Origin of the sequence: Blastococcus sp. TF02-09 (assembly GCF_003319105.1) — a bacterium.
Lineage (GTDB): Bacteria > Actinomycetota > Actinomycetes > Mycobacteriales > Geodermatophilaceae > Blastococcus.
This window is the reverse complement of record NZ_QOHH01000003.1, coordinates 242,419-257,314: the sequence shown is the minus strand read 5'-3', so window position 1 is coordinate 257,314 and position 14,896 is coordinate 242,419. Positions and strand designations below refer to the sequence as shown.

At 76.7% G+C, this 14,896-nt stretch carries 14 protein-coding genes; 8 read left to right on the top strand and 6 right to left on the bottom strand.

Translation table 11 applies throughout. The annotated features are described in order from the left end of the window. Positions 1-74 precede the first annotated feature (74 nt). The 3 genes from DQ239_RS06210 (at position 75) to DQ239_RS06200 (ending at position 2,541) form a co-directional block, all read left to right on the top strand. The gene (locus DQ239_RS06210; RefSeq protein ID WP_113833537.1) at positions 75-563 is read left to right on the top strand and encodes a VOC family protein; all 489 of its coding nucleotides are present in this window, start codon (positions 75-77) and stop codon (positions 561-563) included. Positions 564-628: 65 nt separating this feature from the next. Continuing rightward, complete coding sequence (locus DQ239_RS06205) at positions 629-1,369, top strand: methyltransferase domain-containing protein (RefSeq protein ID WP_113833536.1); 741 nt, start codon at positions 629-631, stop codon at positions 1,367-1,369. Continuing rightward, a complete protein-coding gene (locus DQ239_RS06200; RefSeq protein WP_113833535.1) occupies positions 1,369-2,541 on the top strand; it encodes a nucleotide pyrophosphatase/phosphodiesterase family protein in 1,173 nt (390 codons plus the stop codon). Before DQ239_RS06205 ends, DQ239_RS06200 begins: the two co-directional genes overlap by 1 nt. Here the strand turns inward: DQ239_RS06200 and DQ239_RS06195 are convergent. Beyond that, positions 2,530-3,507 (bottom strand): helix-turn-helix domain-containing protein, encoded by a 978-nt coding sequence (locus DQ239_RS06195; protein WP_113833534.1) that lies wholly within the window; start codon positions 3,505-3,507, stop codon positions 2,530-2,532. The two genes, DQ239_RS06200 and DQ239_RS06195, sit on opposite strands and share 12 nt — an antisense overlap. Positions 3,508-3,736: 229 nt before the next feature. Here DQ239_RS06195 and DQ239_RS06190 point away from each other — a divergent pair, with 229 nt between their 5' ends. Together DQ239_RS06190 and DQ239_RS20575 are read left to right on the top strand one after the other, a co-directional pair. Continuing rightward, on the top strand, positions 3,737-4,558 hold the full coding sequence (locus DQ239_RS06190; RefSeq protein ID WP_113833533.1) for an alpha/beta hydrolase: 822 nt from the start codon (positions 3,737-3,739) through the stop codon (positions 4,556-4,558). Between the two features lie 22 nt (positions 4,559-4,580). Then, positions 4,581-6,230: an alpha/beta fold hydrolase gene (locus DQ239_RS20575; RefSeq protein WP_199582714.1), complete on the top strand. Its 1,650-nt coding sequence runs from the start codon at positions 4,581-4,583 to the stop codon at positions 6,228-6,230. On the opposite strand, the gene DQ239_RS06175 is transcribed toward DQ239_RS20575, so the two are convergent. From DQ239_RS06175 to DQ239_RS06165, 3 genes are all read right to left on the bottom strand, one after another. Continuing rightward, positions 6,220-7,179, bottom strand: a complete 960-nt coding sequence (locus DQ239_RS06175) for a sucrase ferredoxin (protein ID WP_113833531.1) — start codon at positions 7,177-7,179, stop codon at positions 6,220-6,222. The genes DQ239_RS20575 and DQ239_RS06175 overlap by 11 nt on opposite strands. Beyond that, positions 7,176-8,141 (bottom strand): cupin domain-containing protein, encoded by a 966-nt coding sequence (locus DQ239_RS06170; protein WP_348519324.1) that lies wholly within the window; start codon positions 8,139-8,141, stop codon positions 7,176-7,178. The genes DQ239_RS06175 and DQ239_RS06170 overlap by 4 nt, the downstream gene beginning before the upstream one ends. A 314-nt stretch (positions 8,142-8,455) precedes the next feature. After that, a complete protein-coding gene (locus DQ239_RS06165) occupies positions 8,456-8,746 on the bottom strand; it encodes a BatC protein (protein ID WP_113833529.1) in 291 nt (96 codons plus the stop codon). 216 nt (positions 8,747-8,962) lie between these two features. On the opposite strand from DQ239_RS06165, the gene dinB reads away from it, so the two are divergent. The 3 genes from dinB to DQ239_RS06150 all read left to right on the top strand — a co-directional run bounded on the left by dinB (position 8,963) and on the right by DQ239_RS06150 (position 11,238). After that, on the top strand, positions 8,963-10,213 hold the full coding sequence (gene dinB, locus DQ239_RS06160; protein WP_113833528.1) for a DNA polymerase IV: 1,251 nt from the start codon (positions 8,963-8,965) through the stop codon (positions 10,211-10,213). A gap of 126 nt (positions 10,214-10,339) precedes the next feature. Continuing rightward, positions 10,340-10,750, top strand: coding sequence for a DUF3040 domain-containing protein (locus DQ239_RS06155; RefSeq protein ID WP_113833527.1), 411 nt, complete (start codon positions 10,340-10,342; stop codon positions 10,748-10,750). A gap of 23 nt (positions 10,751-10,773) precedes the next feature. After that, positions 10,774-11,238: a hypothetical protein gene (locus DQ239_RS06150; protein WP_113833526.1), complete on the top strand. Its 465-nt coding sequence runs from the start codon at positions 10,774-10,776 to the stop codon at positions 11,236-11,238. A gap of 19 nt (positions 11,239-11,257) precedes the next feature. Here the strand turns inward: DQ239_RS06150 and DQ239_RS06145 are convergent, their stop codons facing one another. Both DQ239_RS06145 and DQ239_RS06140 read right to left on the bottom strand, forming a co-directional pair. Further along, positions 11,258-13,579, bottom strand: coding sequence for a DUF3488 and transglutaminase-like domain-containing protein (locus DQ239_RS06145; RefSeq protein ID WP_147252011.1), 2,322 nt, complete (start codon positions 13,577-13,579; stop codon positions 11,258-11,260). Continuing rightward, complete coding sequence (locus DQ239_RS06140; protein WP_113833524.1) at positions 13,576-14,895, bottom strand: DUF58 domain-containing protein; 1,320 nt, start codon at positions 14,893-14,895, stop codon at positions 13,576-13,578. The genes DQ239_RS06145 and DQ239_RS06140 overlap by 4 nt, the downstream gene beginning before the upstream one ends. Position 14,896: the final 1 nt, after the last annotated feature.

Here is a 14,896-nt window from a genome sequence, read left to right as displayed (position 1 = left end):
ACCCTCGATGAGTTCCAGGGGGCACCCGGGTCCTCACTCCCGACAGCCGACAGCGCGTCGAGGAGGGACCCACCATGCCGAAGCAGATCCCGTGCCTGTGGTTCGACGGCCAGGCGGAGGAGGCCGCGAGGCTCTACACCTCGGTCTTCCCGAACTCGAGCATCGACGAGGTCACCCGCTACGGCCCCGACATGCCCCCGCCGATGAAGGAGGGCGACGTCCTCACGGTCGACTTCACCCTCGACGGCACCCGGTACACCGGCCTCAACGGCGGCCCGCAGTTCCCCTTCACCGAGGCGATCTCCTTCCAGATCGTCTGCGCCGACCAGGAGGAGGCCGACCACTACTGGTTCGGGCTCATGGCCGACGGCGGCGAGGAGAGCCAGTGCGGCTGGCTCAAGGATCGCTTCGGCGTCTCGTGGCAGGTCTACCCGGCCGAGCTGCTCGCGCTGACCAACGACCCCGATCCGGACCGGGCCCGGCGCGCCACGCAGTCGATGCTGCAGATGCGCCGCATCGACATCGCCGAGGTCCGTCGGGCGGCGGACGACGCCGAGGGCTGACGCGGGCGCTGCGCCACCCGGCGCGGACACCGTGCGGCCGGAGAGCCGCCACTAGGCTCCGACAGGTGCCGACACCGCCCGCGCCGTCCTCCGCCGAGCAGCTCCCCCCGCGCAGCGCGGCCGTCTGGGCGGCGCTGGACCCGGTCATCGGCGACGGCACCCCGCTGCGCGTGCTGGACGTCGGCGGCGGCAGCGGCATGTTCGCCGTCCCGCTCGCCCGGCTCGGGCACGCGGTCACGGTCGTCGACCCCAGCGCCGACGCCCTGGCCACCCTCGCCCGGCGCGCCGCCACGGCCGGCGTGGGGGACCGGGTGGAGGGCGTGCAGGGCGACGGCGACCTGCTCGGCGAGGTCTTCTCCGCGCCCACGTACGACCTGGTCCTCTGCCACTACGTGCTGGAGGTGGTCGACGACCCCGCGGTCACGCTGCGGGAGATCGCCGGCGCGCTCCGCCCCGGCGGGCAGGTGAGCGTGGCCGCGGCCAACCGCGCCGGTGCCGTCCTGGCCCGCGCCGTCGCCGGCCACCCGGTCGAGGCCCTGGCCCTGGCCGAGGACCGCGACCCGGCGACGGCCCGCACCCGGCCGACGGCGCGGCGCCGGTTCACGCCCGACGCGCTGCTCGCCCTCGTCGAGGGCGCCGGGCTGCGGCCCGGTCCGTGGCGGGGCGTCTCGGTCGTCGCCGACCTGCTCGACGCCGCCTCGGGTGCCGATCCCGACGCCGTCCGTGCCCTCGAGCTGGCGCTGGCCGGGTCCTCGCCGTACCGCGACGTCGCCACCGGCCTGCACCTCCTCGCCGCGCGCCCCTGATGCACCCGCTGCCCGGAGACCTGCACCGCCCGGCCTACGGCACCGGCACCCTCGCCGACGTGCTGCCCGGAGCGGCCGCGGCGCTCGGCGTGCCCCTGGACCGCGGCGACGTGCCGGCCGACCCGCTGGGGCTGACCGCCTTGGTCGCCGGTGCCCGGCGGGTGGCCGTGCTGCTCGTCGACGGCCTGGGCGCCGACCTCGTCCGGCAGCACGTCGACCTCGCGCCCACCCTCGCCGCGCTCGCCTCCCCGGCCGGGGATCTCTCCGCGCCGTGCCCGAGCACCACACCGGTCAGCCTCACCACCTTCGGCACCGGCCTGCCGCCGGGGAGCCACGGCGTCCTCGGCTTCGTCACCGACGTCCCGGGGGAGGACCGCGCCCTCAACCACACGCAGTGGCGGGACGACCCCGACCCCGACACCTGGGCGCCGCAGCCCACGGTCTTCGCGCGGGCCGCGGCGGCCGGGGTGCCGGCCACGGTGGTCGCGCCGTACCCCTACCAGGCCAGCGGCCTGAGCCTGGCGGCCTACCGCGGTGCCGCGTACGCCGGCTCCGTCGGCGCCGGCGACCTGGCCGCCCTGGTGCTGCAGGCGCTACACGCCACGCCGCGGGCCCTGGTCTACGGCTACTTCCCCGACCTCGACCTCACCGGTCACGTGCGCGGCGTCGACTCCGCCAGCTGGCGGGCGCAGCTCCAGCTGGTCGACCGCATGGTCGAGCAGGTCGTCGACGGGTTGCCCGACGACGCCGCGCTGCTGGTCACCGCCGACCACGGGATGCTCGACGTGCCGGCCGGCACCCGGCTGGACCTGGACGCGGTGCCCGAGCTCGGCGACGGCGTCCGGCTGCTCGCCGGGGAGCCGCGGGCGCGGTACGTGCACGCCGTGCCGGGTGCGGCCGACGACGTGCTGGACCGCTGGCGGGGCGTGCTGGGCGAGCGCGCCTGGGTCGTGTCCCGCGACGAGGCGGTGGCCAGCGGCGTCTTCGGTGCCGTCGACCCGGGGATGGCCGCCCGCATCGGCGACGTCGTCGCGCTCGCCCGCGGCACCTGGGCGCTGACCGCCCCCGCCCAGGAACCCGGACCCAGCCGGCTGGCGGCCTACCACGGCTCGCTCACCGCCACCGAGCTGGCGATCCCGCTGCTCGTGGCCCACGGCTCGTCACTGACCTGACCGCGGCTCCTGCGCCCGGCGGGCCGACTCCTGCTGCCACTCCCGGGGCGAGAGGCCGAAGGCCTGCCGGAACCTGCGGGCGAAGTGGCTGGGGTCGGCGAACCCGCAGCTGCGCGCCACCGCCGCCACCGAGCGGTGCTGCCCGGTCCGCGAGACCAGCTGGGCGCGGGCGAGCTCGAGCCGCTCGGTGATGAGCCACTGCTCCAGGTGCAGCCCGGCCGCCGCGAACTCCTGGTAGAGCCGTCGCAGCGAGACGTTGTGCGCGGCCGCCAGCCGACGCGGGCCGAGGTCGGCCTCGGTGAGGTGGGCGCGGGCGTAGGCCAGCAGCCGGGTCAGCAGCGTCTCCTCGCGGACGGCTCCGGCGTAGCGGTCGTCCGCGGCGGCCGACACCACCAGCGCCCGGACCAGCTCGACCGTGGCCGTGCCCAGGGAGGTGGCTGCCGGGTCCGCTGCCAGCTGCCCGGCGTCCGCGGACAGCCGCACGAGGTGGTCGCGGACGAGGTCGTGCAGCGGGCTGCCGCCCAGTCGGGGCGCGGCCCGGCGGACCACGTCCGGCGGCAGGCCCAGCGCGCCGTAGGGCACCTGGAAGGCCCGCGATCCGCCGGTGTCCTCCCAGGCGAACTCGTAGGGCCCGGTCAGGTCGCTGAGCATCAGGGACCGGGCCGGCACGAGCGACTGCTCCCCGAACTGGCCGAAGCGGCCCACGCCCGCAGCCTGCACGGCCAGGGCGACCACCGGCGGGCTCTCCGTGCGCAGGTGCCGTGGTGTGCGCACGAGCCGGAAGCCGGACGCGTCGGTGGTGAAGAGGTTCGCGGCGCCGAAGTGCCACAGGTGCATGCGCGCGTGCACGCGGTCGTCGGGCCCGAGGTGCTCGATGGAGCAGGGCACCGACGCCTGGTCGAAGGCGGCCCGGAAGGCGTCCACGCGGTGCTCGGCCGGGAGCGTGGCGGTGTCCAGCAGCTGCATGCGGCGTTCCCGTCCGTGGGTGGGCGACCCGGCCCCGTCACGGTCCCGCCCTCGATGTGCCCCGCGCCGCCGAGTCTGGCAGCGCCCGGCGCCGCGGGCCAGGGCCTGCGCGCTGGGGGAGCCGTGCGGCCACAGCACAGAGGTGTGCACGCACAGCCGATCGGGGCGGTCGCCGCGCTGCCAGGGTCGGACCCGGACGGCCCACCCACCGACTTCCCGAGGAGCGAGCATGGGCGACGTCACGACCACCGACGGCACGAGGATCTTCTACAAGGACTGGGGCGCCGGTCAGCCGGTCGTGTTCAGCCACGGCTGGCCGCTGAACTCCGACGCCTGGGACGCCCAGCTGCTCGCGATGGCGGCCAACGGGTTCCGGGCGATCGCGCACGACCGGCGCGGGCACGGCCGGTCCGACCAGCCGTCGGACGGCAACGACATGGACACCTACGCCGACGACCTGGCGAGCGTCATCGAGCAGCTCGACCTGCGCGACGTGATCCTCGTCGGCCACTCCACCGGGGGCGGCGAGGTCACCCGGTACATGGGGCGGCACGGCACCGAGCGGGTCGCGCGGGCGGTGCTCCTGGGCGCCATCCCACCGATCATGCTGCGCACGGAGGCCAATCCGGAGGGGCTGCCGATCGAGGCCTTCGACCAGATCCGGGCCGGCGTGCTCGGCGGCGCCTCGGAGTTCTACCGGCAGCTCGCCGAGACCTTCTACGGCGCCAACCGTGCGGGCAGCGAGGTGACGCAGGGCCAGAAGGACGACTTCTGGCGGATGGGCATGATGGCCGGCCTCAAGGGTGCCTACGAGTGCATCGCGCAGTTCAGCGAGACCGACTTCACCGCGGACCTGGAGCGGATCGACGTGCCGGTCCTGGTCGCGCACGGCGACGACGACCAGATCGTCCCGTTCCACGACTCGGCGCCGAAGTCGGTGGCGCTGCTGAAGCACGGAGAACTCAAGGTCTACCCCGGTGCGCCCCACGGCCTCACCGGGGCGCACTCCGCGGAGTTCACCGCCGACCTGCTCGCGTTCGCGCGCGGCTGACCCAGGGCGAGAGGAGCCCGTCATGTCCGAGATCCCCGCCCCCCGACCGGCCGCGCCCAGCGGTCCGGACACCGTCGTCCTCGTGCACGGCTTCTGGGTGACCCCCCGCAGCTGGGAGCACTGGAAGACCCGCTACGAGGCCCAGGGGTACCGCGTCCTCACACCGGCCTACCCGGGCTTCGAGGTGGAGGTCGAGGCGCTCATCGCCGATCCGACGGTGATCGCCGAGGCGACCCTGCCCGGCATCATGGCTCACCTCGAGGCGGTGGTGGGCGGGCTGGAGAAACCGCCGATCCTCATCGGCCACTCCGCGGGCGGCACGCTGGTGCAGCTGCTCCTCGACCGCGGCTACGGCGCGGTCGGGGTGGTGCTGAACTCGGCGCCGACGGAGGGCGTCCGGGTGCTGCCGCTCTCGCAGCTCCGGTCCACTTTCGCCGCCTTCCGGAACCCGGCCAACCGCCACCGCGCCGTCCCGCTCACCGAGAAGCAGTGGCACTACGCGTTCACGAACACGTTCGGCGAGGAGGAGTCGCGGGCCCTCTACGAGCGGTACGCGATCCCGGCGTCCGGCCGGATCCTCTGGAACTCGGTGCTGGCGAACGTCATGCCCGGACCCCAGGACGCCGCCGTCGACTACCGGAACGAGGCGCGGCCGCCGTTGCTGTTCATCTCCGGCAGCGAGGACCACATCATGCCGCCCAGCGTGCAGCGGTCCAACGTGAAGCACTACACCGCCGCTACTCCTCACCGAGCACGAGGAGTACCCCGGCTACGCCCACCTGCTGCCCGCGCAGGAGGGCTGGGAGGCGATCGCGGACCACGTGCTGCAGTGGGCGGTGGACCACGCGGTCATGTCACGGCAGGTGAGCACGCCGCGGTGAAGGGGGTCCGGCTCACCCACATCGGCGGCCCGACCGTGCTCGTCGAGGTGCTGGGCCGGCGGCTGCTCGTGGACCCGACCTTCGATCCCCCCGGCCGGACGTACGACTTCGGCTGGGGGACGTCGTCGCGCAAGCTCGCGGGGCCGGCGCTGCCGGCCGACGACGTCCTGCCGGTCGACGCGGTGCTGCTCAGCCACGACCACCACGCCGACAACCTGGACGACGCCGGCCGCGGGCTGCTGCCCTCGGCCGGCGCCGTGCTCACCACCCGCGCGGCGGCACGCCGGCTCGGCGGGAACGCGCGCGGCCTCCGGGCCTGGGAGGCCACCGAGCTCACCGCACCCGGGCTGCCCACCCTCACCGTGACCGCCACGCCCGCCCGGCACGGCCCGCCGCTCAGCCGCCCGTTCGCCGGCCCGGTCGTCGGCTTCGCGCTGCAGTGGGCCGGCCAGGACGACGGCGTGCTCTGGATCTCCGGGGACACCCTGCTGTTCAGCGGGGTGCGGGCGGTGGCCGCCCGGCTGCGGATCGACACCGCGCTGCTGCACATGGGCGGCGTCCGCTTCCCGGTCACCGGCCCGCTGCGCTACTCCATGACCGCCCGGGAGGCGATCCGGCTGTGCCGCCTGAGCGACGTGCGGACGGTGGTCCCGGTGCACTACGAGGGCTGGTCGCACTTCCGCCAGGGCCGGGCAGCCGTGGAGGCGGAGCTCGACGGCGCCCCGGCCGACGTGCGGGCCCGGTTCCGCTGGCTGCCGCTCGGGCAGCCCGTCGAGCTCGCTACCGGCTGACCGACAGCCGGTGCCAGGTGCGCACCCGGCCGGGGCGCACCGCGGAGCAGGTCAGCTGCGCGGCCTCGGGGGAGGGCCGGCTCTCGACGACGACGGTGACCGTGCCCGCGGGGCCGGCCAGCGCCACCTCCCACCGCTCCACGTCCGGCTCCGGATCCGGCAGCTGGGTCGCGCCCAGGGGAGCGAGGTCGTCGACGCCGAGCAGGCCGAGCTCCTCGCGGGCGCCGTGCTGCGCGGCCTGCACGTGCGCCGGCAGCCCGGCACGGCCGCGCAGCCACGCCAGCGCCACCTGCCCCTGCTCGTGGGCGGCCACCAGCAGCCCGCCGTCGCCGGGCACCTGCCCGTAGTAGAAGCCGTGGGGGAGGACGACGACGTTGGCCGCGAACCGGTCACCGCCGAGGTGGCTGCACTCCCACACGTCGGCCGGTCCGGGTGCGGGCATGGCGCGGGCCAGGGGCCGGCCGCGCAGCGCGCAGCAGGCGTCGTGCCCGCCGTGCGTGCACACCAGGTAGGTCGGGCGCTGCGACCGCTCGCCGACCGACCCGTCCCAGGGCGCGGTGAGCAGCTCCTCGTCCGAGGCCCGCACCGACCACCACAGGCCCTCGCGGCCCCGGCGGCTGTCGGCGTAGGCCCAGCGCCCGCCCGCGTCGGCGAGCCGGTCGCCGGGACGGCGGACGAGCAGCACCCGCACGTCCTCGCGGCGGGCCCGCTCGGCCAGCAGCGGCGCCACCCGCGCGTCGAACCGCGACTGGAGCAGCGCGTCGCGCCCCCACGGGCCGGGCTGCTCCACCAGCAGCCAGCGCTGCACGGGGGACGCGGTGGCGATGCCGGAGTCGCCGCGGGCCAGCGCCTGCACCGAGCAGCGCGCCGTGTCCAGCCGGCCGGTGGGGCGGGCCGGGAGGTCGGTCCGGCAGAAGTCGTCCGCGGGTGGGAGGTCCGCGGTGGTCACGGCCCGGGGGGTGCGGCGTCGGGGACGAGCGCGACGGACTCGGTGACCAGCCGCCGGGCGAGGGTCAGCCGGTCGCCGGGCTCCAGGCCGGGCAGGTCGCCCACCTTGAGCTCGCCGACGGCCAGGAGCTCGGCCAGCGCCGGGCGGGCCGACCCTGGGAACGAGTGCGTCCGGCGGCCACCGATGAGGGTCACCCGCCCATCGTCCTCGTCGCGGAGCACGCACCGCAGCCGCGGTCGCAGGCGGAGCACGGTCTCGGGGGAGAGGGTCGCGGCCGCGGTCGCCTGGGCCAGCGGTGCGACGGGCTCGGGGCGCACCTGGGCCCAGGTGCGGGCGCGCAGCCGCTCGGCCACCTCGGCGGGGTCGACCCGCGCCAGCCACTCCCGCAGGCCCTCGACGACGGCGGTGACGTCGTCGCGCAGGCCGTCGGGGTCGGCGAGGTCGACACCCAGGGGGAGCGAGCCGCGCAGCGCGGGGTCCTCGGCGGCCAGGGTGCGCACCAGGTCCAGGGCAGCCTCGGCCGCGCCCCAGCGGGTGACGGAGTGGATGCCGATGGTCAGGTGGGCGCTGATCTCGCCGAGCGCGGTGGCCGAGTGCAGGAACCCGCGGGGGAGGTACAGGACGTCGCCGGGCTCGAGGACGGCGTCGATCACCGGCTCGCGGGTCGCGGCGGCGGCGACCTCCTCGCGGCGGTCGGTCCACACCTGGGTGCGCAGCGGATCGCGCAGCACCGGCTCGTGGATGGTCCAGTGCTTCTGGCCGGCGACCTGCAGCACGAAGACGTCGTGCACGTCGTAGTGGGCGTCGAACCCGCGCGAGGACGGCGGGGTGACGTAGGCGTTGACCTGGGTCGGGTGGCCGAGGTCGGCGGCCAGCTGGTCGGCGAACTCGATCAGCGGCGGCCACAGCCGGTGCAGGCCCTGCAGCACCACGGTGCTGCCGTCGGCGAACAGCCGCAGCACCGCGTCCGAGCTGACCTGGTCGGCGATCTCGGCCCCGGCGCCACCGGAGGAGGTGAACCGCGAGGCGTCGACGACCTGGCCGTCCTTGGCGATGCGCAGGAACGGGGTGCGCAGCCCCCGGCGGGAGAGCAGCTCGTCGATCGCGGCGAGGTCGAGCAGGTCGGTGAAGGAGTTGCCGGTGTCAGCGGCGCGGGTCAGCAGCGGGCGCCGGCCCCAGTGGTCCCGTGCGAAGACCTCGGGGTCGGTGTTCGTGCACCGCCGCAGGGCCGGGCGGAGCAGCTGCTCCGCCCGGCCCAGGGGTGCGGGGTTCTCGGTCAGGCCGAACCGTCCGCGCCGCCGTCGGCACCACCGTCGGCGCTACCGTCGGCACCGCCGTCCGCGCCGCCATCGGCGCCACCGTCCGCGCCGCCATCGGCACCGCCGTCCGCGCCGCCATCGGCACCACCGTCAGCGCCACCGTCCGCGCCGCCGTCGTGGCCGCCGGGCGTACCCGCGGCGCCGTGGTCGGCTGCGCCGGCGCTGCTGTCGGCCGGGCCGTGAGCGCCGCTGTCCGCGCCGCCGTCGGCACCGCCGTCGCCGCTGGTCATCTCGTCGTCCAGAGCCATGGGCTCCTCCGCTCGGTCTCGATTCCGGCCGCCGGTCGGCGGCTGCCGACGCCTGCTTACCGCACTCCGGAGGGTCCGACACATGCGGGTCGCGCGCCGGTTGCCGGCAGGGCCGGTCACGACTGCGTCACGGCGGCCGGGGCAGCGGACCGCCCGGCTCGGCGGCGGCTAGTGTCGGGTCCGGATGCGAACACGTGTTCGAACGGAGGTGGGCGAGTGGGCGGGCGGGCGCAGGGCTGCACCGTACTGCACGTCGACATGGACGCGTTCTTCGCCAGCGTCGAGGTGCGCCGCCGCCCCGAGCTGGCCGGCACCCCGGTGATCGTGGGCGGGGCGGGCAACCGGGGGGTGGTCACCTCGGCCACCTACGAGGCGCGGCGCTACGGCGTGCACGCGGCCATGCCCACCGCCCGGGCGCTGCGGCTGTGCCCGACGGCGACGGTGCTCCCCGGTGACCTGTCGCTCTACGCCGAGGTCTCCCGCTCGGTGATGGCCCTGTTCCGCTCGATCACCCCGCTGGTGGAGCCGCTGAGCCTGGACGAGGCGTTCCTCGACGTCTCCGGCGCCGGCCGGCGGCTGGGGGATCCCGCCGAGATCGGCGAGTACCTCCGCGCCCGCGTCTTCGACGAGCAGGGGATCACCTGCTCGGTCGGCGTGGCGGGCAGCAAGTTCGTCGCCAAGCTGGCCTCCACCTCCGCCAAGCCCGACGGGATGCGGATCGTCCGGCCGGCCGAGGTCATGGACTTCCTGCACCCCCTGCCGGTCGGCGCGCTGTGGGGCGTGGGGCCCAAGACCGAGGAGCAGCTGCTGCGGCTCGGGATGCGGACCGTGGGCGACCTCGCGCACGTGCCGGCCCGGACGCTGCAGCGGGCCCTCGGCCCCGCCGCCGGCGCACACCTGCACGAGCTGGCCTGGGGCCGCGACCCGCGCCGGGTGGTGCCCGACGAGCCGGAGAAGTCGACCGGCCACGAGGAGACCTTCGGCACCGACGTCGACGACCCGGCGGTCATCCACCGCGAGCTCCTGCTGCTCGCCGAGCGGACGGCGGGCCGGCTGCGCTCGGGCGGGTGGCTGGCCCGCACGGTGAGCATCAAGGTGCGGTTCGCCGACTTCGCCACGATCACCCGCAGCCGCACCCTCGACGTCCCCACCGACGTCGGGCAGGAGCTCTACGACACCGCCCGGGCCCTGTTCGACGCGCTCGGGCTCGACCGGGCCCGCATCCGGCTGGTCGGCGTCCGCGCGGAACGGCTGGTGGAGGCCGGGTCGGCGCCCCAGCAGCTGGAGCTCGGCGCCCGCGAGCACGGCCGTCGCGACGCCGAGCTGGCGGCCGACCGCGCCGCCCGCCGGTTCGGCGCCGGCGCGGTGCGCCCGGCCACCCTGCTGCACCGCGACGGCCGGCCGGGGCGCTCCGGGAGGGCCCGCGGCACCACCGGTCGGCCGGCTGCCGGAAACCCGGAGGGGTGATCAGCGGCGGTTCGCCCACGGCTCGCCGTATCGTCACCTTTCGCGCCCCGCAAAGGGCTCGTATCCTCGAAGTCACCGTCGGCGGGAGCCTCCGACGGCCCTGGCTCCGCCCACCTGGAGGTCGACGTGCCGCTCTCCGAGCACGAACAACGGCTGCTGGAGCAGATCGAGCGCGCCCTCGTCGATGACGATCCCAAGTTCGCGTCCTCCGTCCGCACCGGTGACCGCCGGCTGCGGTCGCGTCGGCGCCTGCAGCTCGGCGCCGTGCTCGTCGTCGTCGGGTTCGCGATCCTCGTCGGCGGCGCTGTCGCGCAGGAGTGGCTCATCGGGGCCCTCGGGTCCCTCGTCGCCTTCGGCGGGCTCGCCCTCGCCGTCCTGAACTACAAGGTCGCCACCGGCGCCGTCGAGCCCGGCCCCGCGCCGGCGAACGGGCGGGGACCGTCCGGCCCCGCCCGTGGGAGCCGCGGCAGCCGCGGAGGACGCCAGCCGCTGAAGACCCGGCTCGAGGAGCGGTTCCGCCGCCGCTACGACCAGTAGCCGACGACTCGTACCCCACGGCCGTGGCGCACCCGCTCAAGTACGCCGTGGTGGAGCGGGAGCGCCGGTACCTGCTCGCGAGCCTGCCGGAGAGCGTCACCGCCACCCGGGAGATCGTCGACCGGTACCTGATCGGCACCCGGTTGCGGCTGCGCGAGGTGCACGGGCCCGACGGCACAGTGGTCCGCAAGCTCGGCCACAAGGTCCGGCTCTCCGACGGGCCCGGCGAGATCGCCTGCACCTCGCTCTACCTGGACGACGCGGAGTGGGAGGTCCTGGCCGCGCTGCCCGCCCGCACGCTCCGCAAGAAGCGGCACACGGTCGCGCGGGACGGGTGGCTGGTCGCCGTCGACGAGCACGAGGACGGCGCGCTCGTCGCGGAGATCGACGACGGCGGCGAGCCCTCCGACCGCGTCCCCGGCTGGCTCGACGTCGTGCGCGAGGTGACCTCCGACGAGGCGTGGACCGGTGGAGGGCTGGCGCGCTAGCCCGCGCGGCGGCGGCCCGTCACACCCGCCGCCAGGCGCGGGGGAGCTCGGGCAGCCGGCGCGCCCACGCCGGCAGCCCGGCCCGCACCGCCGCGGGCAGGGACGCCGGCCAGCACGCCGCCCGCACCCTGGCCCGCCGGCCCGCGGCCCGGACCAGCTCCCGCCGGGCGGTGCGCAGCGTCGCGGGCAGGTCGTCGTCCCGGGCCCCGGCGCCCGGCCCGTAGCTGGCCAGCTCCTCGGCCTGCGCCAGCCGGGTGATCGCCTCGGCCCCGGTGGTGCCGGCCGTCCGCCCGGCGAGGGCGCGGCCGGCCTCGCGCGGCGTCCAGGCCGGGTCCCGGTCGATGCCGAGGTCGTCGGCGGTGGCGGTGAGCTCGTCCCACAGCGTGCGCGGCGTCCCCGCGGCCAGCCGCCGGCGCCGCTGCAGCAACCGCACCCCGGCCGGCAGCGCGAGCACGGCCGCGGCCAGGGCCCCCAGCCCCGCACGGGCCGGCCAGGTCCGGTCCCCGGCGTCCGCGGAGACTTCACCGACCGCGTCCGAGGGGTCCAGCTCGGAGCCCAGCGGCACCACCGGGTCGGCCAGCGACAGCTGCTCCGGCGGGATCTCCGGCAGCACCGGTTCCTGCTCCGGGAAGTCCTCGACCGCCACCCGGGGAGCCCACGGCAGGTCGGCCCGCCGGTCGACGTCGATCGGCGTGGGGTCGAAGGGCACCCAGCCCAGGTCGTAGAAGTACACCTCGACCCAGGCGTGCGCGTCGTCGCTGGTGATCACCCGGGTGCCGTTCTCCTGCACCGTCCCGGGGGTGTAGCCGAGCGCGACCCGGGCCGGCATCCCGGCGGCCCGCACCATGACCGCCATCGCCCCCGCGTACTGCTCGCAGTACCCCCGCCGCTCGGTCAGGAAGTCCAGGAGGTCGTTCCCGCTCGTGCCCGGATCGGTGGAGAGGGCGTAGTCGAAGCCGTTGGCGGGGTCGGTGAAGAAGTCCATGATCCGCCGGACGCGGTCGTAGCCGCCCTCCACGCCGTCCACCAGGGCGTCCACCTGCTCCTGCACCCGCGGGTCGAGCGGGGGCAGGGCGGTGAAGCGGTCACGGACGGGGTGCCCCGGGCGCAGCGCCGGGGCGGCCTGCAGCTGCTCCGCCGTCGGGCGCACCTCGGAGGCGGCCACCTCGTAGCTCCGGTCGGCGCTGCTCTCGTCCTCGCCCACGACGCTGCCCAGGGTCGGGTCCAGCCGCCAGCCCTCCTGGTCCCCCTCCAGCCGCACCGACAGCGGTGCGACGGGCACCGGCAGGTACCGGTCGTCGTGCCAGATCACGTCGATGGTGGCGTTCACCGGCCGCCCGGCGGCCCGCGGGTGCGGCCTCGGCAGCTGGGCGTCCAAGGGCAGCAGCGCGCCGGGGTCGCCCTCGATCCAGCCCGCCTCCTCGTCGTACCGGTCCACCGTCACCGAGCGCAGGTAGCCGGGGTCGGGCACGTCGGTCCGCAGCCGCAGGAGGTCGACGGGCTCGTTGCGCGTCAGCTGCCCGCGCATGGCCGCGACCGGGTCCAGCGACGTCCCGGTGCCGCCCGAGCCTCCCGTGCCGCCGCCCAGCGACCCCTCGGCCAGGGTGGGCAGCATGCCGCCGCCGAGCACCCCCACGAGCACCGCCACGACGCCGATGCGGACGGCGGTGGCGCCGCCCGCGCCGCGGGTGCCGCTGCTGCGAGCGCCGGGGTCCAGCTGCCGGGACTGATCGGCCCACAGCAGCAGGGCCAGCCCGGCGGCGGGCGCCACGACCGGCACCAGGCCGATGTCGCCGCCGAGGGTGAACACCGGCACGCCGACGAGGACCAGCAGGGCCAGCCCGGCGACGGCGGCCTGCCGCCCCGCCACGGCCAGCAGGTCGACGAAGACCGCCACCAGGCCCACGAACACCGCGACCAGGGCGGCGAGCGCGGCCACGGGGGTGGCGGGTGCCACCTGCTCCCGGATCTCGTCGGCCCCGTCGCGCAGCACCGCCAGCAGCGCGCCGACGCCGTCCGGCGTCGGGAGGACACCCCACGCCGCGTCGGCGGAGGTGAAGCGGGCGGTCAGGTACGCGGTCAGGGCGGTCAGCTGACCCACCGGCACCAGCACCGTGCCGAGCGCGGCCCATAGCGGCGGGACCGCGCGCCCGGCGAAGGCCCGGGCGGCGATCGCCTCGCCGGCGTAGCGCAGCGCCAGCCCGGAGAAGAGGACCACGAGCACGGCGCTGAGGACCGGGCGCACCCAGTCGCCGGCCGAGAAGACGGGGGAGAGCGCCAGCGCGCCCAGCGCCGTCGCGGCGGCGGCGGCCACGGAGGTGCGGACGTCGGGATGCCTCACCGGAGCGCCTCCGCGGCCGGCCGGCCGGCGAGCGCGGCCCACACCGCGGCGACGGGCTCCCCGGCGCGGGCGACGGCCACCCGCCAGCCGGCCGCCCGCAGCACGCCGGCGACCTCCTCGCGCTGGTCGGCAAGCGTCGTGCCGGCTGCCGACGTCCCGGGGCGGGAGCCGCGGACCCCCGGCAGGAAGCTCCCGAGGTCGAGCAGCACCGCGAGCCCCGCCGAGGGGCCGGACCGGACGCGGACGAGGTCGGCGACGTCCTCGGGCCCCAGGGCGCCCAGCACGCAGACGACCTGCCCGTCACCGGCGATGCGGCGCACCACCTCGATGCCGGGGGCGAGGTCCGTGCGGGACGACGGCACGAGCGTGGCCAGCCGGTCCAGCAGCTCCTCCGGTGCGCCGCCCAGGGGGCCGGCCGGCACCCGGCCGGAGCCGGCGAGCTCGCCGGCCTCGGTGACGAGCCGGACCTCGTGGCCGCGCCCGCCGAGCGCGACCGCGATGCTGGCGGCGGCCTCCACCGCCCACTCCAGGCTGTCGGCCGGGTCGGGGTCGTGCTGGGGGGCGACCAGGTGCGCGGGACGGCGGGCGTCGAGCAGCACGGTCGTCCGCGCCCGCCACGGGCGCTCCTCGAGGCGGACCTTGAGCTCGCCGGTGCGCGCGGTCGCCCGCCAGTGCACCTTGCGCAGGTCGTCCCCCCGGCGGTACTCGCGGATGCTCACGTCGTCCTCGCCGTGCACGGCGATCGACCGCCGCGACCCCTCGCCGCCGTGCCCGTCCAGCGGGCCCGCGGCGCCCAGCGGCTGCACCCGGGGGACGACGAGCAGCGGGGTGGTGCCCGCCCCCGGGTTGCTGCGCTCCACCAGCCCGAAGGGGTCCACCACCCGCGACCGCAGCGGGCCCAGGGCGTACCGGCCGCGGCGGCAGGGCTGCAGCCGGTAGCGCAGGACGGTGCGCCGGCCCACGGGCAACCGGGCCAGGGTGAACCGCCGGTCCGTGCCGAGCGCGGGGGGCAGCTGCTCGGCGAGCAGCCAGGTCGCGCCGGGGCCGCGGCCGGCGCTGGCGATCTCGAGCGACACCTCGGCGTCCTCACCCCGCCGGGCCCGCGCCGGGTCCACGCTGCGCGCCACCACCGGGCGGAACCGCTCGCGGGTCACCACCAGCGCGGAGACCAGCGGGAGGGCGAGCACGAAGACGGCCAGCTGGACCACCGACCGCTCGCCCAGCAGCGCGCCGGCCCCCAGCAGCGCCGCACCACCGGCCAGCAGCCACCGGCCACGGCGGGTCAGCGCGGTCCGCGTCGCTCCCGGTCCCGGCACC